Raw genomic sequence first — 26,095 nt, 5'->3', positions numbered from 1 at the left:
GAACAGGTCGGCGATTGTGCCCGGCGATGACCCTTTGTCGCGGATTGACGCTTTCGGCAATTCCCCTGTCGTTTTTGCACCCGGTCGCCGAGGCACCGAGGCATATGCTGGCCCCAAAGCGCCGGCAGACGATTCGGCGCATGAATCGCTAATAAGGGGACAGCCTGATGAGCCCAGCCGAATTGCACGCCGACAGCATCGTTATCGACGGGCTGATTATTGCCAAGTGGAACCGTGAACTGTTCGAAGACATGCGCAAGGGCGGTCTGACCGCGGCCAACTGCACCGTGTCGGTATGGGAGGGCTTCCAGGCCACCGTCAACAACATCGCCGCAAGCCAGAAGCTGATCCGCGACAACAGCGACCTGGTGATGCCGGTACGCACCACCGCCGACATCCGCAAGGCCAAGGAACAGGGCAAGACCGGCATCCTCTTCGGCTTCCAGAATGCCCATGCGTACGAAGACCAAATTGGCTACGTCGAGGTGTTCAAGCAACTCGGCGTCGGTATTGTGCAGATGTGCTACAACACCCAGAACCTGGTGGGCACCGGTTGCTACGAGCGTGACGGCGGCCTGTCGGGCTTCGGTCGCGAAATCGTCGCCGAGATGAACCGGGTTGGCGTGATGTGCGACCTGTCCCACGTCGGCTCCAAGACCTCCGAAGAAGTCATCCTCGAATCGAAAAAACCGGTCTGCTACTCCCACTGCCTGCCGTCGGGGCTCAAGGAACACCCGCGCAACAAGTCCGATGAAGAACTCAAGTTCATTGCCGACCACGGCGGTTTCGTCGGCGTGACCATGTTTGCGCCGTTCCTGGCCAAGGGCATCGACTCGACCATCGACGACTACGCCGAAGCCATCGAATACGTGATGAACCTCGTCGGCGAAGACGCCATCGGCATTGGCACCGACTTCACCCAGGGCCATGGCCAGGACTTCTTCGAGTACCTGACCCACGACAAGGGCTACGCCCGCCGCCTGACCAGCTTCGGCAAGATCATCAACCCGCTGGGCATCCGCACCGTGGGCGAGTTCCCGAACCTGACCGAGACCCTGCTCAAGCGCGGCCACTCCGAGCGTGTGGTGCGCAAGATCATGGGCGAGAACTGGGTGAACGTCTTAAAGGATGTTTGGGGCGAATAAGCCACCGCACTTCTGAACCCTTTTCCGCTGCCGTCCGCGCAGCGGGCAACACAACGAATTTTCTGGAGTTAAGTTTCCATGGCCAAGATCGCCCCGCAATTGCCAATCGAAGTCGACAGCGAGACCGGTGTCTGGACCTCCGACGCCCTGCCGATGCTGTACGTGCCGCGGCATTTCTTCGTCAACAACCACATGGGCATCGAGGAAGTGCTGGGCGCTGATGCCTACGCCGAAATCCTCTACAAGGCCGGCTACAAGTCCGCCTGGCACTGGTGTGAAAAAGAAGCCGAATGCCACGGCCTGGAAGGCGTCGCTGTGTTTGAACACTACATGTTGCGCCTGTCGCAGCGCGGCTGGGGCCTGTTCAAGATCCAGGACATCGACCTCGACAAAGGCACCGCCAGCGTCAAGCTCGAACACTCGGCCTTCGTCTACGTGTACGGCAAGGTCGGGCGCAAGGTCGACTACATGTTCACCGGCTGGTTTGCCGGTGCCATGGACCAGATCCTCGCCGCACGCGGCAGCAAGATCCGCACCGTGGCCGAGCAAGTCTACGGTGGCTCCGAAGAGGGCCACGAAGACGGCTTGTTCACCGTCAAGCCGTTGTAAGTCGAGGAACCCGCCATGGCTTTCGAAGCAATGTTCCAGCCGATCCAGATCGGCAAACTGACCATCCGCAACCGCGTGCTCAGCACCGCGCATGCCGAGGTCTATGCCACCGACGGCGGCATGACCACCGACCGGTACGTCAAGTATTACGAAGAGAAAGCCAAGGGCGGGATCGGCCTGGCGATTTGCGGCGGTTCCTCCAGCGTGGCCATCGACAGCCCGCAAGGCTGGTGGAAATCGGTCAACCTGGCCGATGACCGGATCATCCCGCACTTCCAGAACCTGGCCGACGCCATGCACAAGCATGGCGCCAAGATCATGATCCAGATTACCCACATGGGCCGTCGTTCCCGCTGGGACGGCGAGCATTGGCCGACCCTGCTGTCGCCGTCTGGCATCCGTGAACCGGTACACCGTGCCACCTGCAAGACCATCGAGCCGGAAGAAATCTGGCGGGTGATCGGCAACTACGCCACGGCAGCGGCGCGGGCCAAGGCTGGTGGCCTGGACGGCGTGGAATTGTCGGCGGTGCACCAGCACATGATCGACCAGTTCTGGAGCCCGCGGGTCAACAAGCGCACCGACGAATGGGGCGGCAGCTTCGAGAACCGCATGCGTTTCGGCCTGGAGGTGTTGAAGGCTGTGCGGGCCGAAGTCGGTCCGGATTTCTGCGTCGGCATCCGTTTGTGCGGTGACGAATTCCACCCGGACGGCTTGTCCCATGAGGACATGAAGCAGATCGCCAAGTACTACGACGACACCGGCATGCTCGACTTCATCGGTGTGGTCGGTTCGGGTTGCGACACCCACAACACCCTGGCCAACGTGATCCCCAACATGAGCTATCCACCGGAGCCGTTCCTGCATTTGGCGGCCGGGATCAAGGAAGTGGTCAAGGCACCTGTCCTGCACGCGCAGAACATCAAGGACCCGAACCAGGCCACGCGGATTCTGGAGGGCGGCTACGTTGACATGGTCGGCATGACACGCGCACACATCGCCGACCCGCACCTGATCGCCAAGATCAAGATGGGCCAGGTCGACCAGATCAAGCAGTGCGTCGGCGCCAACTACTGCATCGACCGCCAGTACCAGGGACTGGACGTGCTGTGCATCCAGAACGCCGCGACGTCCCGTGAATACATGGGCGTGCCGCACATCATCGAGAAAACCACCGGCGTCAAACGCAAGGTGGTGGTGGTCGGTGCCGGCCCGGCCGGGATGGAAGCCGCGCGCGTGTCTGCCGAACGCGGCCACGACGTGACCCTGTTCGAGAAGAAAGAATTCATCGGCGGGCAGATCACCACCGCCTCGAAAGCGCCGCAACGCGACCAGATCGCCGGTATCACCCGCTGGTTCCAGCTGGAGTTGGCGCGGCTGAAAGTCGATCTGCGTCTGGGCACCGCTGCTGATGCGGCGACCATTCTCGATCTGCGTCCGGACGTGGTGGTGTTGGCGGTCGGTGGGCATCCGTTCCTTGAGCAGAACGAACACTGGGGCGCCGCCGAAGGGCTGGTGGTCAGCAGTTGGGACGTGCTCGACGGCAAGGTTGCGCCGGGCAAGAACGTGCTGGTCTACGACACCATCTGCGAGTTCACCGGGATGTCGGTCGCTGACTTCCTCGCCGACAAGGGCAGCCAGGTCGAAATCGTCACCGACGACATCAAGCCGGGCGTGGCCATTGGTGGTACGTCGTTCCCGACCTACTACCGCAGCATGTACCCGAAAGAAGTGATCATGACCGGCGACATGATGCTGGAGAAGGTCTACCGCGAAGGCGACAAGCTGGTGGCGGTGCTGGAGAACGAATACACCGGCGCCAAAGAGGAGCGGGTGGTGGACCAGGTGGTGGTGGAAAACGGCGTGCGTCCGGACGAGGCGCTTTATTACGGCCTCAAGGACGGCTCGCGCAACAAGGGCCAGATCGACATCGAAGCGTTGTTCGCGATCAAGCCGCAGCCATCGTTGAGCACCACGGGTGACGGCTACCTGCTGTTCCGTATCGGCGACTGTGTGGCCCAGCGTAATACCCACGCGGCCATTTATGACGCCCTGCGCCTCTGCAAGGATTTCTAACGGCTTGTGGATACCCCTGTAGGAGTGAGCCTGCTCGCGATGGACGTGAACGATAACGCGGGGAGTCTGATTCAACGCGGTGTTCTCAGGTTTTTCGCGAGCAGGCTCGCTCCTACAAGGGATCAAGCAAGGCATCCAAGTAGTTAAGCCCGAGGTCTTTGGGAGCTTCACCATGTTGAACACCCTTCTTCCAATCCTGTTGTTCGCCGCCCTGTCCCTTGCGGTGCTGGGCGCGTTGCGGCGGGTGGCCATGTGGCGCCGGGGCCGGGCTTCGAAAGTCGACCTGATCGCCGGCCTGTTCGCCATGCCCAAGCGCTACATGGTCGACTTGCACCACGTGGTGGCGCGGGACAAATACATCGCCAATACCCACGTCGCCACGGCGGGCGGTGCGGTGGCGTCCATCGTGCTGGCGCTCCTGGTGCACGGTTTCGGCCTGCATAACCGCATTCTCGGTTATGCGCTGCTGTTGATGACGGCCGTGATGTTCGTCGGCGCGATCTTCGTCTACCTGCGTCGGCGCAACCCGCCAGCCCGTTTGTCGAAAGGCCCGTGGATGCGTCTGCCGAAAAGCCTGCTGGCGTTCTCGGCCTCGTTCTTTCTGCTGACGCTGCCGGTCGCCGGCATCCTTGCGGAAAACTTCGGTGGCTGGCTATTGGTGGCGATTCTCGGGGTGGGCGTGCTGTGGGGCGTGTCGGAACTGTTCTTCGGCATGACCTGGGGTGGGCCGATGAAGCACGCCTTCGCCGGTGCCTTGCACTTGGCCTGGCACCGTCGCGCCGAGCGCTTTGGCGGCGGTCGTTCCACCGGTCTCAAACCGCTGGATCTCAACGACCCGACCGCGCCGCTAGGCGTGGAAAAACCCAAGGATTTCACCTGGAACCAACTGCTCGGTTTCGACGCCTGCGTGCAGTGCGGCAAATGCGAAGCCGCGTGCCCGGCGTTCGCCGCCGGCCAGCCACTGAACCCGAAAAAACTGATTCAGGACATGGTCGTCGGCCTGGCCGGTGGCACTGATGCGAAGTTCGCCGGCAGCCCGTATCCAGGCAAAGCCATTGGCGAACACGCCGGCAATCCGCATCAACCGATCGTCAACGGCCTGGTGGATGCCGAGACCCTGTGGTCATGCACCACCTGCCGCGCCTGCGTCGAGGAATGCCCGATGATGATCGAGCACGTCGATGCCATCGTCGATATGCGCCGTCACCTGACTTTGGAAAAAGGCGCGACCCCGAACAAGGGCGCCGAGGTCCTGGAAAACCTGATCGCCACCGACAACCCGGGCGGTTTCGCGCCGGGTGGGCGGATGAACTGGGCGGCGGACTTGAACCTCAATCTGATGAGCGAGAAGAAATCCACCGACGTGCTGTTCTGGGTTGGCGACGGCGCCTTCGACATGCGCAACCAGCGCACCCTGCGCGCCTTCGTCAAAGTGCTGAAAGCGGCGAAAGTCGACTTCGCCGTGCTCGGCCTTGAAGAGCGCGACAGCGGTGACGTGGCCCGGCGCCTGGGTGACGAAGCGACCTTCCAGCTGTTGGCCAAGCGCAACATCCAGACCCTGGCCAAGTACAGCTTCAACCGCATCGTCACCTGTGATCCGCACAGCTTCCACGTGCTGAAAAACGAATACGGCGCCTTCGATGGCCACTACCTGGTGCAGCACCACAGCACCTACATGGCGCACATCATCGACGCTGGCGCGTTGAACCTCGGTCAGCACAAAGGCGACAGCGTGACCTATCACGACCCGTGCTACCTCGGCCGCTACAACGGCGAATACGAGGCACCGCGCCAGGTGCTGCGCGCCCTCGGCATCGAAGTCAAAGAGATGCAACGTTCGGGCTTTCGTTCGCGCTGCTGCGGCGGCGGCGGCGGGGCGCCGATCACCGACATTCCCGGCAAGCAACGGATTCCCGACATGCGCATGGAAGACATCCGCGAAACCGGTGCCGAACTGGTGGCCGTGGGTTGCCCACAATGCACGGCGATGCTCGAAGGCGTGGTCGAACCCCGGCCGCTGATCAAGGACATTGCCGAACTGGTGGCCGACGCCTTGCTCGAAGATGCAGCGCCAAGCAAGCCGGCCGCTCCAGCCCAACGTGAACCTGCGGAGGCCCACTGATGAGCGACATTATCCGCCGCGACCCGCGGGCCGAATGGATTGCCCGTAACCGCTTGCACCCGCTGCACGCGGCCATGCAACCGGCGCAACACAGCTGGATGGGACCGAACGGCGTCATCCGCAAGAATCCCCACGGCATGGGCTTCATCGGCCCCAACGGCATCAAGCGCATCGACCGCAGCGGCGCCCAGCAGGGCGGGGCGACCAAGCGTTCGGCCGCCGTCGAAGTGCAATTGCCGCTGCATCAGGTGGCCGCGCCAGCGTTTTACATCAGCGTGGTGCCGGACATGGTCGGCGGCCGCTTGAGCAGTCATGACCGCGACCTGCTGGGCCTGGCGCATCAGTTGGCCGGTAAGGATGGTGCGGTGCTGGCCGTGGTGTTCGGCGAGCACAAGGAAAATGCTTTCGCCACGGCGGGCGTCGACCGCCTGCTGGTGCTCGAAGGCGAAGAGTTTAGCGGTTATGCACCGGAACAACGGGTGCAGGGTCTGCGGGCTGTGGATAACCAGTTCAGCCCACGTCACTGGTTGCTGCCGGACAGCCGCAGTGGCGGTGGCGAACTCGGCCGACGTTTCGCTGCGGCATTGGGCGAGCGTCCGGCCACGCGGGTCTGGCAGGTCAAGGATCAGGCGTGCATCGGCCGCGCTGGCGCGGGTTTACAAGACTTGGCCCGTCCTCTCGCACGCCTGATTCTAGCGGCTGCCGAGTGCGCCGAACCGGTCAGTGAAACCCGTCACGAAGCGTTGTCGGTGGAGTTATCCACAACCGTGGCACGCAGCTTGTCACGGATCGAGGACCTGGGCGCGGTGGCGGTCGATCCGGCGGCCATTCCCATGGCCGAAGCCGAGTTCATCTTCTCTGGCGGCAACGGGGTCAAGGACTGGGGACTTTTCCACAGGACCGCCCAAGCCCTCGGCGCGACCGAAGGTGCCTCGCGGGTGGCGGTGGACGACGGCTTCATGGCCCGCGACCGTCAGGTCGGCGCATCCGGCACCTGGGTCACCGCAAGGGTCTACGTGGCGGTGGGTATTTCCGGGGCGATCCAACACCTGCAAGGCATCGGTGCCTGCGACAAGGTGGTGGCGATCAACCTCGACCCTGGCTGCGACATGATCAAGCGTGCCGACCTCTCGGTGATCGGCGAGAGCGCGGAGATTCTGCAAGCCTTGATCGATGCGATCGAGGCTTACCGCAATGACGCCAGGCGCGATGCGGCCTAAGGGAAGGAAAGGGTTATGAGCACGAAAATCATCAGCCTGGTGTCCATCGGCGCCCACCCGACTTCCGGTCGGCCGCGCCGCGCGGAGCAGGATGCGCGGGCGGTGGAACTGGGCCTGCAACTGGCTGGGGATAAATTGCAGGTGCTGCACGCCGGGGATATCGCCGAGCCTGCCTTGCGCGCTTACCTGGGCATGGGGCTGGAGCAATTGCATGTGCTGGAACAGCCGCAAGGCGCTGACGCGCTACCGGCGCTGACCGACTATTTACGCGATGCCGGGGCGCAGGTGGTGTTGACCGGCAGCCAGGCGGAAACCGGCGAAGGCTCGGGCATGCTGCCGTTCCTGCTGGCCGAAAGCCTGGGCTGGCCGCTGGTGGTGGGGCTGGCGCAGGTCGAGTCGATCGATGGCGGTTCGGCATTGGTGCTGCAGGCTTTGCCTCGGGGTCAACGTCGTCGGCTGAAAGTGCGCTTGCCGTTCCTGGCGACGGTGGATAACGCCGCGCCCAAGCCACGCCAGAGCGCTTACGGCCCGGCCCGGCGCGGCGTGCTGCAAGCGCAGGACGTCGAGGTCATCGACGATGAGCTGCTCGCGATTGCCAGCCTGCAACCGGCCAAGCCACGGCCCAAGCGCTTGAAGGTGATCAAGGCCAAGAGCGGCGCCGACCGCATGAAGGCCGCGACGGCCAAGGCCAGTGGCGGCGGTGGACAAGTGCTCAAAGGCGCGACGGCCCAGGCCGGCGCCGAGGCGATTCTCAAACTGCTGATCGAAGAAGGCGTGGTCCGCTAGCACATCCAGCACCCCCTGTAGGCGCGAGCAAGCTCGCTCCTGCAGGTGTAGGTGACGCGTTGGTCCTGGACGTGTTTACCCACAATGGCGGTTGGCATATCTGTGGATAACATGTTCGTGTCTTGCTGCACCCCTTGCAGATCAAGCCTTGCAAGCAATTGGTCGAAAAACGATCAGTCCAAAGTGTGATTTTCCCGAGTGTTTTCAGGGGGATAACAGCTCGCCGTCTTCCACACTTGCCCCCAATCTCTGTTGGCGCTTCTGTGGATAAGATGTTTGCTATCGGCTGGAGGTCAGGTAAACAGCGGCTTTCAGAGGGTTGGTCATAAAGTGATCAAAGGGGCGGTTTTTGCAAGTCAATTGGCGCTCCAACAGCGATTTTATGCGGCTTTCAGCGGTTTTCCACAGCCGTGGCAAAGTTGCCCCCAAAGTCTGTTGGCGCTTCTGTGGATAAGGTGTTCGCCATCCGCTATAAGCCTTACGAAACGTGGCTTGCGGGCATTAGATCAAAAAATGATCAGGTCGCTTATGGAAGTGCGTTTCTGGATAAGTCACGTTTTTTGTTCGGTTTTTGCGAAGAAAATAATCAGTATTTCCACAGTTGTCCCCATTAGCTGTGGGTGGAGGTGTGGATAAGTTGTTCGCGGAAGGCTGGGAGGCGCGGTGCGCATAGGCCTGATCGAGATAGATCATATTTCGTACAGTTCTAATAAACCCATGTAGGAGCGAGCCTGCTCGCGATGGACGTCAACGATTACGCTGGGCAACCTGACACCCCGCGGCGTTCTCAGGTTCATCGCGAGCAGGCTCGCTCCTACAGTGATCTGTGGTGTTCACAAAAGTTGTGTACGCCACTACCCCCTGTAGGAGCGAGCCTGCTCGCGAAGGTCGTAAACGATAACGCGTCAATCCAGGTTAGCCGCTGACCGGCACACCCTTGAGGTACGGCGCAGGCTCGGCGCCGAGGTTGCTCAGCAGGCGTTCGCTGTACCAGTCCACGAAGTTCACCACGCCAAACTCATAGGTCTTGGAATACGGCCCAGGCTGGTAAGCGGTGGAGTTGATCCCGCGCTGGTTCTCTTCGGCCAGGCGCCGGTCCTGGTCGTTGGTGGCGTCCCAGACCTTGCGCATGCGCTCAACGTCATAGTCCACGCCTTCGACCGCGTCCTTGTGCACGATCCACTTGGTGGTGACCATGGTTTCCTGGGCGCTGATCGGCCACACGGTGAACACGATGATGTGATCGCCCATGCAGTGGTTCCACGAGTGCGGCAGGTGCAGGATGCGCATCGAGCCCAGGTCCGGGTTCTTGATGCGGCCCATCAGCTTGGCGCAGCCCTGCTTGCCGTCCAGGGTCATCGACACGGTGCCCTTGAGCAACGGCATGCGCACGATGCGATTACGCAGGCCGAAGCTGGCGTGGGCGTAAGGAATCTTCTCGGCTTCCCAGGCGGCGGCAGAGGCGGCGACGTGGTCCTTGAACGCCTGGTCGGCGCGCGGGTCGGTGACGTCGTCCCACTCCAGCAGGGTTTTCAGCAGTTCCGGGTGCGACGCGTTGCAGTGGTAGCACTCGCGGTTGTTTTCCAGCACCAGTTTCCAGTTGGCCTTTTCCATCAAGGTGGTGGTGATCGCCACCTTGGTGTTCTCCATGTCGTACGGTTCCATGTAATGGTTGAGCGTCGACAGGAAGTCATCGATGGCCGGCGGGTTTTGCGCCAGGCTGATGAAGATGTAGCCGCCGGCGGTCTTCACGTTCACCGGCTTGAGGCCGTACTGCTGCATGTCGAAGTCGTCGCCCATCTCGGTGCCGGCAAACAACAGGCGGCCGTCGAGTTCGTAGGTCCACTGGTGGTAGTGGCACACCAGTTTGGCGACTTTGCCCTTGTCGCTGGTGCACAGGCGCGAGCCACGGTGGCGGCAGACGTTATGGAACGCGTGCACCACACCTTCGGCGCCACGGATCACGATGATCGGGTTCTTGCCGATTTGCAGGGTCAGGTAGTTGCCCTTGGTCGGGATCTCGCAGGTCATGCCGGCGATCAACCACTCTTTCTGAAAGATTTCCTGCATGTCGATATCAAACAGGCGCTCGTCAGAGTAAAACGGCTGCGGCAGCGAGAACGTGCGCTCGCGCTCTTGCAGCATCTGCGCGGTGGCCTTGCGTGCGGGTTCCAGCGGATCGCCCAGGCTCAGGGTAGTAGTGACGTCCATCGTTTAATCCTCATGGCCATTCTGTGTGGCCGGCGAAATGTGGCTACGGTTGTGCGACGCAAGACAAAAACAGCGGTGATCTGTTGAGGCGAGTGTGGGGCCGGCGCAGCCCAGAACCTTATCCATGGGCGACATGGTGCAATCTGTTCCCGACGCGCAAGCCCGGGTCGTTGGGGGCTGGTCGCGATAAGCATGTCAATGTCGCAGATAGGTAAATGGGTGGTTCGCGCTATACGCAGAATCGCCAACATGAAGGCCGACAGTCGGCCGTGGAGATCAGCATGTCCAACAGCTTCCTGAACCCGGTAACCACCCAGACCTGGGCCAATGGTCGGCACATCGTCCGTTGCGTCAAAGTCATCCAGGAAACCTGGGACGTGCGCACCTTCTGCTTCATGGCCGACCAGCCGATCCTGTTCTTCTTCAAGCCGGGCCAGTTCGTCACCCTGGAGCTGGAAATCGAAGGCGAGCCGATCATGCGCTCGTACACCATTTCCAGTTCGCCGTCGGTACCCTACAGCTTTTCGGTGACGATCAAGCGCGTGCCGGGCGGCCGCGTCTCCAACTGGCTGCACGATACCCTGCACGAGGGCCAGGAACTGGCGGTGCACGGGCCGGTCGGGTTGTTCAACGCCATGGACTTCACCGCGCCAAAGGTGCTTTACCTCAGCGGCGGCGTCGGCATCACGCCGTGCATGTCCATGGCGCGCTGGTTCTACGACACCAACGGCAATGTCGACATGGTGTTTATCCACAGCGCCCGTTCGCCCAAGGACATCATCTACCACCGCGAGCTGGAACACATGGCATCGCGGATCGACAACTTCAGCCTGCACCTGATCTGCGAGAAGCACGGTATGGGTGAGCCCTGGGCCGGTTATCGCGGTTACCTCAACCACAGAATGCTTGAATTGATGGCGCCGGACTTCCTGGAGCGCGAAGTGTTCTGCTGCGGCCCGACACCGTATATGAATGCGGTCAAGCGCTTGCTGGAAGCCGCTGGCTTCGACATGTCGCGTTACCACGAGGAATCCTTCGGTGCGACCCCGCCAGAGGCGCGCGCCGACGCCGTGGAGCACGCCGAACAAGCGGCCGAGGCACCGGAAGTCGACGTGGCGGATCTGCATCAGGTGGAATTCACCGCCTCCGGCAAGAGCATTCGCGTGGCCCCGGGCGAGACCGTGCATGCAGCGGCGGCCAAGGTCGGCCTGATGATTCCGAAAGCTTGCGGCATGGGCATCTGCGGCACCTGCAAGGTGTTGAAGCTGGGCGGCGAAGTGGAGATGGAGCACAACGGCGGGATCACCGAGGAAGATGAAGCCGACGGGTTCATCCTGTCGTGCTGCAGCGTGCCGAAGGGCGACGTGCGTATCGAGTTCTGATGGTCGCGCAAAAAAACCTGTAGGAGCGAGCCTGCTCGCGATGGACGTCAACGATAACGCTGGCGACCTGACACCCCGCGGCGTTCTCAGGTTCATCGCGAGCAGGCTCGCTCCTACAGGGGAGGGTGTTTAGTCGATAAACAGGTCAGTCATGAGCTTGTCGCTGCTGTCCGGCGCGAAGCGATAGTGCTCGAATTCGCTCACGCCGCTTTCGCCTTGCGTACGGCGTCCTCTTCACGCACATCGACTTGCAAGGCCAGCGCCTTGCCGCCGGCGGCCTGCACTTCCTCGGCCACACTGAAAATCGTCCCCGGCAACTTGGCGTGGGGCTCGGCGCTTTTGGCGGCGATCACGATGTTGGCGCCATCACGCGCGGCCCGCAGCGCGATCTCGCGACCAATGCCACGGCTGGCGCCGGTGATGAACAGGGTTTTGCCTTTTAGGGACATGCGTGCGCTCCTGGTTATTGTTATGTGCAAACAATGTAGACCATGAGCGCAGACGCTTGTGTAGGAGCCGGCTTGCCGGCGAAGAGGCCAGCACAGCCAGTGAACATGTTGGCTGGAACACCGCCTTCGCTGGCAAGCCGGCGCCTACAAGTTATGCACAGGGCAAATAATTTAGAGCGACATCACTTCACGAATATCCTGAGCCAACTCACGCACCCGCGCCTCCTCGGTGTCCCACGAGCACATGAAGCGTGCGCCGCCGTTGCCGATGAAGGTGTAGAAGCGCCAGCCCTTGGCGGTCAGTGCGGCAATGGCCGGCTCCGACAGTTGCAGGAACACGCCGTTGGCCTGGACCGGGAACATCAGCTCCACGCCCGCAATGTCGCTGACCAGCTCGGCCAGCAACTGTGCGCAACGGTTGGCGTGGTTGGCGTACTTGAGCCAGGCGTCGTTTTCCAGAATCCCGACCCACGGCGCCGACAGGAAACGCATCTTCGAGGCCAGTTGCCCGGCCTGCTTGCAGCGGTAATCGAAGTCTTCGGCCAGTTTGTGGTTGAAGAACAGAATCGCTTCACCCACGGCCATGCCGTTTTTCGTGCCGCCAAAGCACAGCACGTCGACACCGGCCTTCCAGGTCAGGTCGGCCGGGGTGCAGCCGAGGAACGCACAGGCGTTGGAGAAGCGTGCGCCGTCCATGTGCAGGTTCAGGCCCAGCTCTTTGCAGGTGGCGCTGATGGCGCGGATTTCGTCCGGGGTATAGACGCTGCCGACCTCAGTGGCCTGGGTCAGGGTCACGACGCGCGGTTTCGGGTAGTGGATGTCTTGGCGCTTGAGTGCGACTTCGCGGATCGATTCCGGGGTCAGCTTGCCGTTTTCTGTGCGGGCGATCAGCAGTTTGGAACCGTTGGAGAAAAATTCCGGCGCGCCGCATTCGTCGGTTTCGACGTGGGCGGTTTCGGAGCAGATCACGCTGTGGTAACTCTGGCACAACGACGACAGGGCCAGCGAGTTGGCGGCGGTGCCGTTGAAGGCGAAAAACACTTCGCAGTCCGTTTCAAACAGTTTGCGGAAACCGTCGGAGGCGCGGGCGGTCCATTCGTCGTCGCCATAGGCGCGCTGGTGGCCGTGGTTGGCCTGCTCCATGGCGGCCCAGGCTTCAGGGCAGATACCGGAATAGTTGTCGCTGGCGAATTGTTGGCTCTTGTCGGTCATGGCCTGTTTCCGTGGTCGGGACGCCTATGGTGAAGCGTCTCGTGGTCAATGTGGGGCGCACTGTGCCCAAGATCGTCAGGTGCAGCGCAGAGGATGTCGCTGTCGGAAAAATACAGCGTCGAAGGGCAATTATGCACGTGACAATGCACAAGACCATGCACTTAAAGCAGCGCGACGGGGCACTGGACCTGCTCAAGTGGCTGGCGCTATTGAGCATGGTGCTCGATCACCTGCGATATGTCGGTTATTCCTTCGATTGGTTGTATGTGCCGGGGCGCTTGGCGTTTGCGTGGTTCTGCCTGGCGATGGCGGTCAACCTGGCGCGAGGGCGGGAGGTGACGACCGGGAATCAGTGGCGTTATCTGGGCTGGTTGGTGCTGTTCAGCGCAGTGAGTGAGTTGCCCTACCGGCTGTTCATTGCCGAACACGACACGCTGAACGTGATGCCCACCCTTGTGCTGGGTTTGTTGGTGGCGCGAGGCTGGCAGGATCGAACCTCACAGGCACGTTGGCTGGCCGCTGGTGCCTTGTTGCTGGCGGTTGTTTTCTCCCAGTGGCTGATGTTCGGTTTTTTCGGCGTGCTGTTGCCACTGGTGATGTTGCGGGTGCTGCGACGACCCTGGTATTTCGCGCTGTTGGCGGGGCTGGTGTGCCTGGCGGCCAATCAATGGCAGGTGTTGTTTCAGGCTGCGCGCCAAGGCAATGGCGTGGCGATTCCAGCCATCGTCGCCTGCCTGTTTGCGCCATGGCTCGGACTGTTCTTGTTGCGACAGGCAAAGGGCGTAAAACCACCACCGATGCGGCGGTGGGCGTATGCGCTTTATCCGGTGCATTTCCTTGTTCTTTTGGCTTTGCGTCAGGTCATCGCCTGACCCCGCTTTTGTGGCGAGGGGGCTTGCCCCCGTTGGGCTGCGCAGCGGCCCCGACTGCGCGATCGGCGTTTTTTCAGGCACACCAGGCTTGCCGCATTTGCGACTGCTGCGCAGCCGAACGGGGGCAAGCCCCCTCGCCACAGAGAAATCCTCAACCCAGCAGTTTCGGGCAATGTCGTAAACGCACCTTTGCGTGGCGTCCATAGGCATTTGACCTCTCTGCGCCGGTCATACCATCGCATCCACAGGGCACTGCCGAAACGCCAGTGCCTCACCGAGACGAATGGCGCACCGCCGCCGCTGGGAGAGACGCGATGTTCAGCAAGCAAGACCAGATCCAGGGTTACGACGATGCACTGCTGGCGGCGATGAATGCCGAGGAGCAACGTCAGGAAGATCACATCGAGCTGATCGCGTCAGAGAACTACACCAGCAAGCGCGTGATGCAAGCGCAAGGCAGCGGCCTGACCAACAAATACGCCGAAGGCTATCCGGGCAAGCGCTACTACGGTGGCTGCGAGCACGTCGACAAGGTCGAAGCCCTGGCCATCGAGCGCGCCAAGCAACTGTTCGGTGCCGACTACGCCAACGTCCAGCCGCACTCCGGTTCGTCGGCCAACAGCGCTGTCTACCTTGCGCTGATCCAGGCCGGCGATACCATTCTCGGCATGAGCCTGGCCCACGGCGGCCACCTGACCCACGGCGCCAAAGTGTCGTCCTCGGGCAAGCTGTACAACGCCGTGCAGTACGGCATCGACACCAAGACCGGGCTGATCGATTACGACGAAGTCGAGCGCCTGGCGGTCGAGTGCAAGCCGAAGATGATCGTTGCCGGCTTCTCCGCCTACTCCAAGACCCTCGACTTCCCGCGCTTCCGCCAGATCGCCGACAAGGTCGGTGCGCTGCTGTTCGTCGACATGGCCCACGTCGCCGGCCTGGTCGCTGCCGGCCTGTACCCGAACCCGCTGCCTTACGCCGACGTGGTTACCACCACCACCCACAAGACCCTGCGCGGTCCGCGTGGCGGGCTGATCCTGGCCAAGTCCAACGAAGAAATCGAGAAGAAGCTCAACGCCGCGGTGTTCCCGGGCGCCCAGGGCGGCCCGCTGATGCACGTGATCGCCGGTAAGGCAGTGTGCTTCAAGGAAGCGCTGGAGCCCGGCTTCAAGGTCTACCAGCAACAAGTGATCGACAACGCCCAGGCCATGGCGAGCGTATTCATCAAACGTGGCTACGATGTAGTGTCCGGCGGCACCGACAACCACCTGTTCCTGGTCAGCCTGATCCGTCAGGGCCTGACCGGCAAGGACGCAGACGCCGCCCTCGGTCGCGCCCACATCACTGTGAACAAGAACGCCGTGCCGAACGATCCACAGTCGCCGTTCGTCACCTCCGGCCTGCGCATCGGCACCCCGGCGGTGACCACCCGCGGCTTCAAGGTGGCTCAGTGCGTCACGCTGGCCGGCTGGATCTGCGACATCCTCGACAACCTCGGCGACGCCGATGTCGAGGCCAACGTTGCCCAGCAAGTGTCGGCCCTGTGCGCGGACTTCCCGGTTTATCGCTGAGTGCGGTTTTGGAGTAAATGACTATGCAACGCTACTCGGGCTTCGGCCTCTTCAAGCACTCTCTCAGCCACCATGAAAACTGGCAGAAAATGTGGCGCACGCCGACCCCGAAAAAGGTCTACGACGTGGTCATCGTTGGCGGTGGCGGGCATGGCCTGGCCACGGCTTACTACCTGGCCAAGGAGCACGGCATCACCAACGTGGCCGTGGTCGAGAAAGGCTGGCTGGGCGGCGGTAACACCGCGCGCAACACCACCATCGTTCGCTCCAACTACCTGTGGGACGAGTCGGCGCACCTGTACGAACACGCGATGAAACTGTGGGAAGGCCTGTCCCAGGACCTCAACTACAACGTGATGTTCTCCCAGCGCGGCGTCTACAACCTGTGCCACACCTTGCAGGACATTCGTGACTCCGAGCGTCGGGTCAGCGCCAACCGCCTCAACGGCGTCGACGGTGAGCTGCTCGATGCCAAACAAGTCGCCGACGAGATTCCGTACCTGGATTGCTCGAAAAACACCCGCTACCCGGTGATGGGCGCAACCGTCCAGCGTCGCGGCGGCGTGGCCCGTCACGATGCCGTGGCCTGGGGCTTCGCCCGTGCCGCTGATGCATTGGGCGTGGACCTGATCCAGCAGACCGAAGTGATCGGTTTCCGCAAGGAAAACGGCGTGTGCATCGGTGTCGAAACCAACAAGGGTTTCATCGGCGCCAAGCGCGTCGGTGTCGTCACTGCCGGTAACTCGGGGCACATGGCCAAGCTCGCCGGTTTCCGCCTGCCGATCGAATCCCACCCGCTGCAAGCGCTGGTGTCCGAGCCGATCAAACCGATTATCGACAGCGTGATCATGTCTAACGCCGTGCACGGCTACATCAGCCAGTCCGACAAGGGCGACCTGGTGATCGGCGCCGGTATCGACGGCTACAACGGCTACGGCCAGCGCGGTTCGTACCCGGTGATCGAACACACCATACAGGCCATCGTCGAGATGTTCCCGGTGCTGTCGCGGGTGCGCATGAACCGCCAGTGGGGCGGCATCGTCGACACCACGCCGGACGCCTGCCCGATCATTTCGAAAACCCCGGTGCCGAACATGTTCTTCAACTGCGGTTGGGGCACCGGCGGCTTCAAGGCTACACCGGGCTCGGGCAACGTGTTTGCCGCCAGCCTGGCCAAGGGTGAAATGCACCCATTGGCCGCTCCTTTCTCCATCGACCGTTTCCACAACGGTGCGCTAATTGACGAACACGGCGCTGCGGCCGTCGCCCACTAACAGGAGAAATTTCCTATGTTGCATATCTTCTGTCCTCACTGCGGCGAGTTGCGCTCCGAAGAGGAATTCCATGCATCCGGCCAGGCTCACATCCCGCGCCCACTGGACCCCGGCACCTGCACCGACGAGGAGTGGGGCGACTACATGTTCTTCCGCGATAACCCGCGTGGCCTGCACCATGAACTGTGGGATCACGTCGCCGGTTGCCGCCAGTACTTCAACGTCACCCGCGACACCGTGACCTACGAGATTCTCGAGACCTACAAGATCGGCACCAAGCCGCAATTCACCGACAAGACCGATAGCCCGAAAGCGGCCAGCACGGCTCTGGGAGAGAAGGTATGAGCCAAGTCAATCGCTTGTCCAACGGCGGCCGGATCGACCGCAACAAAGTCTTGAGCTTCACCTTCAACGGCCAGAACTACAAAGGCTTCGAAGGCGACTCTCTGGCCGCGGCACTGCTGGCCAACGGCGTCGACATCATCGGTCGCAGCTTCAAGTATTCCCGGCCACGCGGCATCTTCGCCGCGGGCGCTGAAGAGCCGAACGCGGTGCTGCAGATCGGCGCCACCGAAGCCACGCAAATCCCCAACGTGCGCGCCACGCAACAGGCGCTGTATCAGGGCCTGGTCGCCACCAGCACCAACGGTTGGCCGAGCGTGAACAACGACATGATGGGGATTCTCGGCAAGGTCGGCGGCAAGCTGATGCCACCGGGTTTCTACTACAAAACCTTCATGTACCCGCAATCGTTCTGGATGACTTACGAGAAGTACATTCGCAAGGCGGCCGGTCTGGGTCGTTCGCCGACCGAGGTCGATCCGGACACCTACGACTACATGAACCAGCACTGCGACGTGCTGATCGTCGGCGCAGGTCCTGCCGGTCTGGCGGCTGCTTTGGCAGCTGCGCGCAGCGGCGCCCGGGTGATCCTCGCCGATGAGCAGGAAGAGTTCGGCGGCAGCCTGCTCGACTCCCGCGAAAGCCTCGACGGCAAACCAGCGGTGGACTGGGTCGCCAGTGTCATCGACGAACTGAAGAACACCCCGGACGTGCTGCTGTTGCCGCGCGCCACGGTCAACGGTTACCACGACCACAACTTCCTGACCATTCACGAGCGCCTGACCGATCACCTCGGCGACCGCGCACCGATTGGCCAGGTGCGCCAGCGCATTCACCGGGTGCGTGCCAAGCGTGTGGTGCTGGCGACCGGCGCCCACGAGCGTCCACTGGTCTACGGCAACAACGACGTGCCGGGCAACATGCTGGCCGGCGCGATCTCGACTTACGTGCGGCGTTACGGCGTAGCGCCGGGCAAGAAACTGGTGCTGTCGACCAACAACGATCACGCCTACCGCGTTGCCCTGGACTGGCTCGACGCCAGCCTGCAAGTGGTGGCTATCGCCGACGCCCGTCACAACCCGCGGGGTGCGTTGGTAGAAGAAGCCCGCGCCAAGGGTATTCGCATCCTCACCGGCAGCGCCGTGATCGAGGCCCGTGGCAGCAAGCACGTGACCGGTGCCCGCGTGGCGGCCATCGACGTCAAGGCCCACACCGTGACCAGTCCTGGCGAATGGCTCGAATGCGACGTGGTCGCCAGCTCCGGTGGCTACAGCCCGGTGGTGCACCTGGCTTCGCACCTGGGTGGCAAGCCGATCTGGCGCGAAGACATCCTCGGTTTCGTACCGGGTGAAGCACCGCAGAAACGCGTGTGCGTCGGTGGCATCAACGGCGTCTACGGTCTCGGTGATTCGTTGGCCGATGGTTTTGAAGGTGGCGTGCGCGCAGCGTCCGAAGCCGGGTTCCAGTCGGTCGAAGGTACATTGCCCAAAGCCCTGAGCCGTCTCGAAGAGCCGACGCTGGCGCTGTTCCAGGTGCCGCACGAAAAGAACACTGCACGGGCACCGAAGCAATTCGTCGACCTGCAAAACGACGTCACCGCCGCCGCCATCGAATTGGCGACCCGCGAGGGCTTCGAGTCGGTCGAGCACGTCAAGCGCTACACCGCGCTGGGCTTCGGAACCGATCAGGGCAAGCTCGGCAACGTCAACGGCCTGGCCATCGCGGCCCGTTCGCTGAACGTGACCATCGCGCAGATGGGCACCACCATGTTCCGTCCGAACTACACGCCGGTGACCTTCGGCGCGGTGGCCGGTCGTCACTGTGGGCACATCTTCGAGCCAGTGCGCTATACCGCGCTGCATCAATGGCACCTGAAAAACGGCGCCGAGTTTGAAGACGTCGGCCAGTGGAAACGTCCGTGGTACTTCCCGAAATCCGGTGAAGACCTGCATGCGGCCGTGAAGCGCGAATGCAAAGCCGTGCGCGACAGTGTCGGCCTGCTGGACGCCTCGACCCTGGGCAAGATCGACATCCAGGGCCCGGATGCGCGTGAGTTCCTCAACCGCGTCTACACCAACGCCTGGACCAAGCTCGACGTGGGCAAGGCCCGTTACGGCCTGATGTGCAAGGAAGACGGCATGGTCTTCGACGACGGTGTGACGGCGTGCCTGGCCGACAACCATTTCGTCATGACCACTACCACCGGCGGCGCGGCTCGCGTACTTCAGTGGCTGGAGCTGTACCACCAGACCGAATGGCCGGACATGAAGGTGTACTTCACTTCCGTCACCGACCACTGGGCGACCATGACCCTGTCCGGGCCGAACAGCCGCAAGCTGCTCAGCGAAGTCACCGACATCGACCTGAGCAACGAAGCCTTCCCGTTCATGACCTGGAAAGAAGGCCTGGTCGGCGGTGTGCCGGCGCGGGTATTCCGGATTTCGTTTACCGGCGAGCTGTCGTACGAAGTCAACGTGCAGGCCGACTACGCGATGGGCGTGCTGGAAAAAATCGTCGACGCCGGCAAGAAGTACAACCTGACGCCGTACGGCACCGAAACCATGCACGTGCTGCGGGCCGAGAAGGGTTTCATCATCGTCGGCCAGGACACTGACAGCTCGATGACCCCGGACGACCTGAACATGGGCTGGTGTGTCGGTCGCACCAAACCGTTCTCGTGGATCGGCTGGCGCGGGATGAACCGTGAAGACTGCGTGCGTGACCAGCGCAAGCAACTGGTGGGCCTGAAGCCGATTGATCCGAACAAATGGCTGCCGGAAGGCGCGCAACTGGTGTTCAACACCAAGCAGGCGATCCCGATGACCATGGTCGGCCACGTGACGTCCAGTTACCTGCACAACTCCCTCGGCTATTCGTTTGCCATGGGCGTGGTCAAGGGCGGGTTGCAGCGCATGGGCGAGCGCGTGTTTGCACCGTTGGCCGATGGCAGCGTGATCGAGGCGGAGATTGTGTCTTCGGTGTTCTTCGATCCGAAAGGCGAACGCCAGAACGTGTGATTGCCGAGTGCGGCGCGGTGTATCCGATACACCGCGTTGCCTGGATCGCCGGCAAGCCGGCTCCTACAGGATTGAGGTGAACGCGGTTCTGTAGGAGCTGGCTTGCCAGCGAAGGCGTCAGCCCGGACACCCGCTAGCCTCACAACAGAATTCAGGAAGGTGCTTTATGACCGCAGCCAATGTGTACCAACAACGCCCGACCACCGGGGCCAAGGCAGAGTCGTCGTTGCATCATGCCGACCTCGCCAGCCTGGTGGGCAAGGGTCGCAAGAACGCCGGCGTGACCGTGCGTGAGAAGAAACTCCTCGGTCACCTGACTATCCGCGGCGATGGCCACGATGCCGCGTTTGCCGCCGGCGTGCACAAGGCCCTCGGCATTGAATTGCCAGGCGCGTTGACCGTCGTCGTCAAGGGCGAGACCAGCCTGCAATGGATGGGCCCGGATGAATGGCTGCTAATCGTGCCGACTGGTGAAGAACTGACCGCCGAGCAGAAACTGCGCGAAGCGCTGGGTGATCTGCACATTGCGATCGTTAACGTCAGCGGCGGTCAGCAAGTCCTCGAACTGAGCGGCCCGAACGTGCGCCAGGTACTGATGAAGTCCACCAGCTACGACGTGCACCCGAACAACTTCCCGGTGGGCAAAGCCGTCGGCACGGTGTTCGCCAAGTCACAGCTGATGATCCGTCACACCGCCGAAGACACTTGGGAGTTGCTGATCCGTCGCAGCTTCTCGGATTACTGGTGGTTGTGGTTGCAGGATGCTTCGGCCGAGTACGGGCTGAGCGTTCAGGCTTGAGATTGCTTTCGCTGGCAAGCCAGCGCCTACAGTGACCGTGTTGCGCTATTGATAGCGGCACAAAATCTGTAGGAGTTGGCTTGCCAGCGAACAACCGCGTAGCGGTTGCCATTAAACGAACTGGAGTCACCGCACCATGAGCCGCGCCCCAGACACATGGATTCTGACCGCCGACTGCCCAAGCCTGCTCGGCACCGTGGACGCGGTGACGCGCTTTCTGTTCGAGCAGGGCTGCTACGTCACCGAGCACCATTCCTTCGATGACCGGTTGTCGGGCCGTTTCTTCATTCGCGTGGAGTTCCGCCAGCCCGATGGATTCGACGAACAATCGTTCCGCGCAGGCCTGGCCGAGCGCGGTGAATCCTTCGGCATGAACTTCGAACTGACGTCGCCAAACTATCGGCCGAAAGTAGTGATCATGGTCTCCAAGGCTGATCACTGCCTCAATGACTTGCTCTATCGCCAGCGCATCGGCCAATTGTCGATGGACGTCGCCGCCGTGGTCTCCAACCACCCGGACCTCAAGCCGCTGGCCGACTGGCACCAGATTCCGTACTACCACTTCCCGCTCGATCCGAACGACAAGCCGTCGCAGGAGCGCCAGGTGTGGCAGGTGATTGAAGAGTCCGGCGCTGAGCTGGTGATTCTTGCGCGCTACATGCAAGTGTTGTCGCCGGAGTTGTGCCGCAAGCTCGATGGCAAGGCGATCAACATTCATCACTCCCTGCTGCCGGGGTTCAAGGGCGCCAAGCCTTATCACCAGGCCTATAACAAGGGTGTGAAACTGGTGGGTGCCACGGCGCACTACATCAACAACGACCTGGATGAAGGGCCGATCATCGCCCAAGGCGTCGAGGCGGTGGATCATAGTTATTACCCCGAGGATTTGATTGCCAAGGGGCGGGATATCGAGGGGCTGACGTTGGCGCGGGCCGTTGGGTATCACATCGAAAGACGCGTGTTTTTGAACGCCAATCGCACGGTCGTTCTCTAGATCGCCTTCGCTGGCAAGCCAGCTCCTACAGGGTTTTGTTTCGCCCCGAATCACTGTAGGAGCTGGCTTGCCAGCGAAGAGGCCCTCACAGACAACACAAGAACACAGGCAATAACCCGAGCACTCAACGCGCTGCCTGCCTGGGCAACGCGGTTCCATAACAACAACAGCGAGGTGAAAGCATGTCTGGCAATCGTGGTGTGGTGTATCTCGGCGCTGGCAAGGTCGAAGTACAAAAGATCGACTATCCGAAAATGCAGGACCCGCGCGGCAGGAAGATTGAACACGCCGTCATCCTGCGTGTGGTGTCCACCAACATCTGTGGTTCCGACCAGCACATGGTGCGCGGGCGTACCACGGCGCAAACCGGCCTGGTGCTGGGCCACGAAATCACCGGTGAAGTGATCGAGAAGGGCAGCGACGTCGAGAACCTGAATATCGGCGACCTGGTGTCGGTGCCGTTCAACGTGGCTTGCGGGCGCTGCCGTTCCTGCAAGGAAATGCACACCGGTGTCTGCCTGAGCGTCAACCCGGCGCGTCCCGGCGGTGCCTATGGTTATGTCGACATGGGCGACTGGACCGGCGGCCAGGCCGAATACGCCATGGTGCCGTATGCCGACTTCAACCTGCTGAAACTGCCGGACCGCGACCGGGCCATGGAAAAAATCCGTGACCTGACCTGCCTCTCCGACATCCTGCCGACCGGCTACCACGGCGCCGTGACGGCGGGCGTTGGTCCTGGCAGCACGGTGTACATCGCCGGTGCCGGCCCGGTCGGTCTGGCAGCGGCCGCATCCGCTCGCCTGCTCGGCGCGGCGGTGGTGATCATCGGTGACGTCAACACCATCCGCCTGGCCCACGCCAAGGCCCAGGGCTTCGAAATCGCCGACCTGTCCCTGGACACACCGCTGCACGAACAAATCGCCGCATTACTGGGTGAGCCGGAAGTGGATTGCGCCGTCGATGCCGTGGGCTTCGAGGCCCGTGGCCATGGCCATGACGGCGTCAAACACGAAGCTCCGGCCACCGTCCTCAACTCGCTGATGGGCGTGGTGCGCGTGGCCGGCAAGATCGGCATCCCCGGCCTCTATGTCACTGAAGATCCGGGCGCTGTCGACGCTGCCGCGAAAATGGGCAGCCTGAGCATCCGCTTTGGTCTCGGCTGGGCCAAATCCCACAGCTTCCACACCGGCCAGACCCCGGTGATGAAGTACAACCGCCAGCTGATGCAGGCGATCATGTGGGATCGCATCAACATTGCCGAAGTGGTGGGCGTTCAGGTGATCAGCCTGGATCAGGCGCCACAGGGGTATGGTGAATTTGACGCGGGTGTGCCGAAGAAGTTTGTGATCGATCCGCATAAGATGTTTAGTGCGGCGTGAATTGTAAAATAATAGAAAAGGGTGACGTTATGTCACCCTTTTTATTGGGGGACTTCAATTTTTCAAGCGTGTGAGGAAGTTGCGTTTTTCTTCTAGGTCCTGTTTAAGCTTGTTATGTATGCGCCACGTTACTTTGTTGTCATTACCTATAAAGCGTATGTTCTGAATGCTTTTGTTGGTCAAGCTCAAGTTTTCAATGTCTTTGGTAATATGAATGATAAGGAATTCGCTTTTTTGCATTGGTTGTTTTTGGGTTTTTGATTTGGCGGAAAATTCTATTTTTGTATTTGGTTGGTTTTTAGCTGGGAGAGGCCGTGTTCTATCGTGTATATTTTTTCTTTCTAAAGGTGCGCCATCTCTACTTAAAACTTCACGGCTAAGTACATCCTGTCGAGTGGCTTTATGTTTGAAACGGGATGGGCCTATGTTGAGCGGATCTAGGGGGGCTGCTTGCGGGTTTGCGAGCGGGTTCTTGTAGGTGGTAGTCATACTAATATGGGAGATATTTTTGGGGGCGCTTGGCGCTCTAAGCTTTAAAAGATTCAAAAGTCCCTTGATAGGATTCCCTAATTTTAAGTGCCCAGTTGGGTCACACAGATTCACCGGATCCCCCACACAATACGCATACGCATTCAACCCACCCTCCCCAAACGGACTCCAACTGTCCGGACTGTTAAACCGCATCAACACCGGGTTAAACGCCCGATAGCCGTTCCCCAACAAATAGCACCCCGTCACCGGATCCGGCCGTTCGCCATTGAAACCGAGCATGCTGAGCAAGCCGCTTTCCGCAGGGCGATGACCATAGGGTGAGTAGGCGAGGGGATGTGGCCGGGCGACATCAAGTACATTCAATACCGAACGCTGTTGATCAGAGGCGAGCAAACGCGTTTCCACGACACCGCTCTGACGCTGTTGCTGCGACAGCAATTGATCGTCGTGCTGCATGATCGAACGCTGCATCACGCCTTGAATTTCGGTGGCCAGACGATCCTTTAGGTAATAGCGCTGAGCATTGGGCTGCGCTGAAGGCATGCAATCGACCAAGCGATCCAACGGGTCGTAGTGGTAGCGGCAGAGCAGCGTTTCTCGGTTGGACGGCATAATCATGAGCCCCTGAAGAGTCAGTCAATTCAGGTTTCACTGTCGCGCATTCGGCCTAGGCTGCCTACTAGCAGAACTGATAGTGGCGCAGGACGTTCAGAATTACGCAGAACTTTGTGGCGAGGGAGCAAGCTCCCTTGCCACAAAAACATATACACAAATGCCCCGTGGTTTTCAGAGTGCAGCCAACGCCCCCTGATACAACACCGGCCCCGTCGGCTGGCCGGTCGGCGATCCGCCCTTCGGCTCCAGGCTGACGGCCAGTGCAATGGGCTTGCCGATCAGCGCTTTCTGCGCGTCGCTCAGTTCAACCTTGCCTTTGCCACCTGCCGGGATCACGCCGAGGGAAATCGGTTTGCCATCCGCCGGGATCGCCCACAGTTCGAGGCTTTGTTCAGGCGTGATCGCCGCCAAGGCCAGCGGTTCGACTTGTAGGTAATCGGCATGCGCCTGCACGCGTAATGCCGGTTGCGCATTGGCGCTGGCCAGGGTCGCGCTGTAACGCACCTCGTCGCGGGTGTAGAGCACGCCGAGGGTCAGGGCGATCACCAGCGAGCCAATCGCCGTGCTGATGCGCAGCCAATTCCAGAATGAGCGTTTCGCTGGAACGTGCAGTTCTTGCGGGTCGATCCTTGCGGTGATGCCTTGCCAGACGCGGTCCGGCACCGGTTGCTCGGCCACGGTGTCGGTGAGGCTAGCGAGGCTTTCCTGCCACTGTGCCAACTCCGTGCGCAGGGTAGCGTCTTCGCGCAGCAATTGTTCGAAGCGACGGCGGGCGGCGAACGACATCAGGCCAATGGCGTAGTCGGCGGCGAGGGCGCGGCGCAGGTGTGGCGTTTGGTAGTTCATGATTCAAGGCACCTGCGCAGGCGTTCCATGCCACGGCGGATCCAGGATTTCACCGAACCCAATGGTGCCGACAGATGATCGGCCAGCTCAGAACACGACAGGCCCTGAAAGTAGGCGACGGTAATCGATTGGCGCTGCATGCCTTCCAGGGTGTCCAGGCAACGATTCAGGGCGCTGGCCTCGCGGGCACTGTTCAATTGTTCATGGGCGGATGGGCCTTGATCTTCCAGCGCTTGTTCTTCAACGTCGCTGAGCGGCCGGTCGCGGTGTTTACGCAGCTGGTCGATGGCCTGGTTGCGGGTAATGTTGATCATCCAGGTCATCGGCGCCGACAGATGCGCCTCATAACGCGAGGCGTTGTGCCAGATCCGCACGAAACTTTCCTGCAGCACTTCTTCGGCAAGGTCCGGGCGGCCCATGAACCGCAGGGCCACGCCATGCAATCGCGGCCCGACGCTGCGGTAAAGCGTCTCGAAAGCGCGGCGGTCGCCCAGTGAACATTGAGCCAGCAATTGCCTGAGCTGATCGGTGTCGGCGGTCGAAATAGCGGTTCTCCAGGCGATCGAATCGGCGATGGAAGGTTGCGAGCTGCACCGGTTGCAGGCAGAGGGTAGTTCACGGCGCGCCGTTGTTCCATTCACGGGGGGTCACCTCGAAAACACCGCCGGCCCCGATGCGCAGG

20 protein-coding genes and 1 pseudogene are annotated in these 26,095 nt (G+C 61.4%); 15 read left to right on the top strand and 6 right to left on the bottom strand.

The genetic code is table 11. The features are described 5' to 3' along the window. The first annotated feature begins 167 nt into the window (after positions 1-167). The 6 genes from J1D76_RS05565 (at position 168) to J1D76_RS05540 (ending at position 7,958) form a co-directional block, all read left to right on the top strand. The gene (locus tag J1D76_RS05565) at positions 168-1,145 is read left to right on the top strand and encodes a dipeptidase (protein WP_421137404.1); all 978 of its coding nucleotides are present in this window, start codon (positions 168-170) and stop codon (positions 1,143-1,145) included. A gap of 78 nt (positions 1,146-1,223) precedes the next feature. Beyond that, positions 1,224-1,754, top strand: a complete 531-nt coding sequence (locus tag J1D76_RS05560) for a DUF5943 domain-containing protein (RefSeq protein ID WP_421137403.1) — start codon at positions 1,224-1,226, stop codon at positions 1,752-1,754. 15 nt (positions 1,755-1,769) lie between these two features. Further along, on the top strand, positions 1,770-3,830 hold the full coding sequence (dgcA, locus tag J1D76_RS05555; protein WP_421137402.1) for a dimethylglycine demethylation protein DgcA: 2,061 nt from the start codon (positions 1,770-1,772) through the stop codon (positions 3,828-3,830). Between the two features lie 172 nt (positions 3,831-4,002). Then, positions 4,003-5,952: a dimethylglycine demethylation protein DgcB gene (gene dgcB / locus J1D76_RS05550; protein WP_421137401.1), complete on the top strand. Its 1,950-nt coding sequence runs from the start codon at positions 4,003-4,005 to the stop codon at positions 5,950-5,952. After that, positions 5,952-7,172 carry an electron transfer flavoprotein subunit alpha/FixB family protein gene (locus J1D76_RS05545; protein WP_421137400.1) on the top strand — a complete coding sequence of 407 codons (1,221 nt, stop codon included), beginning with the start codon at positions 5,952-5,954 and terminating at the stop codon, positions 7,170-7,172. The genes dgcB and J1D76_RS05545 overlap by 1 nt, the downstream gene beginning before the upstream one ends. Positions 7,173-7,187: 15 nt before the next feature. Next, a complete protein-coding gene (locus J1D76_RS05540; protein WP_421137399.1) occupies positions 7,188-7,958 on the top strand; it encodes an electron transfer flavoprotein subunit beta in 771 nt (256 codons plus the stop codon). A 915-nt stretch (positions 7,959-8,873) separates the two neighbouring features. On the opposite strand, the gene gbcA is transcribed toward J1D76_RS05540, so the two are convergent. Continuing rightward, positions 8,874-10,169 (bottom strand): glycine-betaine demethylase subunit GbcA, encoded by a 1,296-nt coding sequence (gbcA, locus tag J1D76_RS05535; protein WP_421137398.1) that lies wholly within the window; start codon positions 10,167-10,169, stop codon positions 8,874-8,876. 281 nt (positions 10,170-10,450) lie between these two features. Between gbcA and gbcB the strand changes: the two genes are divergently transcribed. After that, positions 10,451-11,551: a glycine-betaine demethylase subunit GbcB gene (gene gbcB / locus J1D76_RS05530; protein WP_421137397.1), complete on the top strand. Its 1,101-nt coding sequence runs from the start codon at positions 10,451-10,453 to the stop codon at positions 11,549-11,551. Positions 11,552-11,757: 206 nt separating this feature from the next. Here gbcB and J1D76_RS05525 read toward each other — a convergent pair. Further along, positions 11,758-12,000: pseudogene (locus tag J1D76_RS05525) on the bottom strand (SDR family NAD(P)-dependent oxidoreductase); the annotation flags it as partial. 171 nt (positions 12,001-12,171) lie between these two features. Next, positions 12,172-13,212, bottom strand: coding sequence for a low specificity L-threonine aldolase (locus J1D76_RS05520; protein ID WP_421137396.1), 1,041 nt, complete (start codon positions 13,210-13,212; stop codon positions 12,172-12,174). A gap of 155 nt (positions 13,213-13,367) precedes the next feature. On the opposite strand from J1D76_RS05520, the gene J1D76_RS05515 reads away from it, so the two are divergent. From J1D76_RS05515 to fdhA, 8 genes are all read left to right on the top strand, one after another. Further along, complete coding sequence (locus tag J1D76_RS05515) at positions 13,368-14,084, top strand: TraX family protein (RefSeq protein WP_421137395.1); 717 nt, start codon at positions 13,368-13,370, stop codon at positions 14,082-14,084. A gap of 314 nt (positions 14,085-14,398) precedes the next feature. Further along, positions 14,399-15,652: a serine hydroxymethyltransferase gene (glyA, locus tag J1D76_RS05510; RefSeq protein ID WP_421137394.1), complete on the top strand. Its 1,254-nt coding sequence runs from the start codon at positions 14,399-14,401 to the stop codon at positions 15,650-15,652. Positions 15,653-15,675: 23 nt separating this feature from the next. Further along, positions 15,676-16,926, top strand: coding sequence for a sarcosine oxidase subunit beta (locus J1D76_RS05505; RefSeq protein WP_007947735.1), 1,251 nt, complete (start codon positions 15,676-15,678; stop codon positions 16,924-16,926). A gap of 15 nt (positions 16,927-16,941) precedes the next feature. Then, positions 16,942-17,271, top strand: coding sequence for a sarcosine oxidase subunit delta (locus J1D76_RS05500; protein ID WP_421137393.1), 330 nt, complete (start codon positions 16,942-16,944; stop codon positions 17,269-17,271). Continuing rightward, positions 17,268-20,285, top strand: coding sequence for a sarcosine oxidase subunit alpha (locus tag J1D76_RS05495; protein ID WP_421137392.1), 3,018 nt, complete (start codon positions 17,268-17,270; stop codon positions 20,283-20,285). Before J1D76_RS05500 ends, J1D76_RS05495 begins: the two co-directional genes overlap by 4 nt. 166 nt (positions 20,286-20,451) lie before the next feature. Continuing rightward, positions 20,452-21,084, top strand: a complete 633-nt coding sequence (locus tag J1D76_RS05490; protein WP_421137391.1) for a sarcosine oxidase subunit gamma — start codon at positions 20,452-20,454, stop codon at positions 21,082-21,084. Between the two features lie 136 nt (positions 21,085-21,220). Further along, positions 21,221-22,078 (top strand): formyltetrahydrofolate deformylase, encoded by an 858-nt coding sequence (purU, locus tag J1D76_RS05485; protein ID WP_421137390.1) that lies wholly within the window; start codon positions 21,221-21,223, stop codon positions 22,076-22,078. A 182-nt stretch (positions 22,079-22,260) separates the two neighbouring features. Continuing rightward, a complete protein-coding gene (fdhA, locus tag J1D76_RS05480) occupies positions 22,261-23,460 on the top strand; it encodes a formaldehyde dehydrogenase, glutathione-independent (RefSeq protein ID WP_421137389.1) in 1,200 nt (399 codons plus the stop codon). 54 nt (positions 23,461-23,514) lie between these two features. Here the strand turns inward: fdhA and J1D76_RS05475 are convergent, their stop codons facing one another. The 3 genes from J1D76_RS05475 to J1D76_RS05465 form a co-directional block, all read right to left on the bottom strand. Beyond that, positions 23,515-24,564 (bottom strand): RHS repeat-associated core domain-containing protein, encoded by a 1,050-nt coding sequence (locus J1D76_RS05475; RefSeq protein ID WP_421137637.1) that lies wholly within the window; start codon positions 24,562-24,564, stop codon positions 23,515-23,517. Positions 24,565-24,738: 174 nt separating this feature from the next. Beyond that, on the bottom strand, positions 24,739-25,413 hold the full coding sequence (locus J1D76_RS05470) for an anti-sigma factor (protein WP_421137388.1): 675 nt from the start codon (positions 25,411-25,413) through the stop codon (positions 24,739-24,741). Further along, positions 25,410-26,054 (bottom strand): sigma-70 family RNA polymerase sigma factor, encoded by a 645-nt coding sequence (locus J1D76_RS05465; protein WP_421137387.1) that lies wholly within the window; start codon positions 26,052-26,054, stop codon positions 25,410-25,412. The genes J1D76_RS05470 and J1D76_RS05465 overlap by 4 nt, the downstream gene beginning before the upstream one ends. Between the last annotated feature and the right edge of the window lie 41 nt (positions 26,055-26,095).

The sequence above is a fragment of the Pseudomonas sp. NFX15 genome (assembly GCF_049132105.1).
In the GTDB taxonomy this organism is placed as follows: domain Bacteria; phylum Pseudomonadota; class Gammaproteobacteria; order Pseudomonadales; family Pseudomonadaceae; genus Aquipseudomonas.
Note: the sequence above shows the minus strand (reverse complement) of the source record. Positions and strands in the feature narration are given on the sequence as shown.

Bases quoted from the DNA above. Each gene is read 5' to 3' on its own strand.
- J1D76_RS05565 (WP_421137404.1), top strand. From the start codon at position 168: ATGAGCCCAGCCGAATTGCACGCCGACAGCATCGTTATCGACGGGCTG.
- J1D76_RS05560 (WP_421137403.1), top strand. From the start codon at position 1,224: ATGGCCAAGATCGCCCCGCAATTGCCAATCGAAGTCGACAGCGAGACC.
- dgcA (WP_421137402.1), top strand. From the start codon at position 1,770: ATGGCTTTCGAAGCAATGTTCCAGCCGATCCAGATCGGCAAACTGACC.
- dgcB (WP_421137401.1), top strand. From the start codon at position 4,003: ATGTTGAACACCCTTCTTCCAATCCTGTTGTTCGCCGCCCTGTCCCTT.
- J1D76_RS05545 (WP_421137400.1), top strand. From the start codon at position 5,952: ATGAGCGACATTATCCGCCGCGACCCGCGGGCCGAATGGATTGCCCGT.
- J1D76_RS05540 (WP_421137399.1), top strand. From the start codon at position 7,188: ATGAGCACGAAAATCATCAGCCTGGTGTCCATCGGCGCCCACCCGACT.
- gbcA (WP_421137398.1), bottom strand. From the start codon at position 10,169: ATGGACGTCACTACTACCCTGAGCCTGGGCGATCCGCTGGAACCCGCA.
- gbcB (WP_421137397.1), top strand. From the start codon at position 10,451: ATGTCCAACAGCTTCCTGAACCCGGTAACCACCCAGACCTGGGCCAAT.
- J1D76_RS05520 (WP_421137396.1), bottom strand. From the start codon at position 13,212: ATGACCGACAAGAGCCAACAATTCGCCAGCGACAACTATTCCGGTATC.
- J1D76_RS05515 (WP_421137395.1), top strand. From the start codon at position 13,368: ATGCACTTAAAGCAGCGCGACGGGGCACTGGACCTGCTCAAGTGGCTG.
- glyA (WP_421137394.1), top strand. From the start codon at position 14,399: ATGTTCAGCAAGCAAGACCAGATCCAGGGTTACGACGATGCACTGCTG.
- J1D76_RS05505 (WP_007947735.1), top strand. From the start codon at position 15,676: ATGCAACGCTACTCGGGCTTCGGCCTCTTCAAGCACTCTCTCAGCCAC.
- J1D76_RS05500 (WP_421137393.1), top strand. From the start codon at position 16,942: ATGTTGCATATCTTCTGTCCTCACTGCGGCGAGTTGCGCTCCGAAGAG.
- J1D76_RS05495 (WP_421137392.1), top strand. From the start codon at position 17,268: ATGAGCCAAGTCAATCGCTTGTCCAACGGCGGCCGGATCGACCGCAAC.
- J1D76_RS05490 (WP_421137391.1), top strand. From the start codon at position 20,452: ATGACCGCAGCCAATGTGTACCAACAACGCCCGACCACCGGGGCCAAG.
- purU (WP_421137390.1), top strand. From the start codon at position 21,221: ATGAGCCGCGCCCCAGACACATGGATTCTGACCGCCGACTGCCCAAGC.
- fdhA (WP_421137389.1), top strand. From the start codon at position 22,261: ATGTCTGGCAATCGTGGTGTGGTGTATCTCGGCGCTGGCAAGGTCGAA.
- J1D76_RS05475 (WP_421137637.1), bottom strand. From the start codon at position 24,564: ATGCCGTCCAACCGAGAAACGCTGCTCTGCCGCTACCACTACGACCCG.
- J1D76_RS05470 (WP_421137388.1), bottom strand. From the start codon at position 25,413: ATGAACTACCAAACGCCACACCTGCGCCGCGCCCTCGCCGCCGACTAC.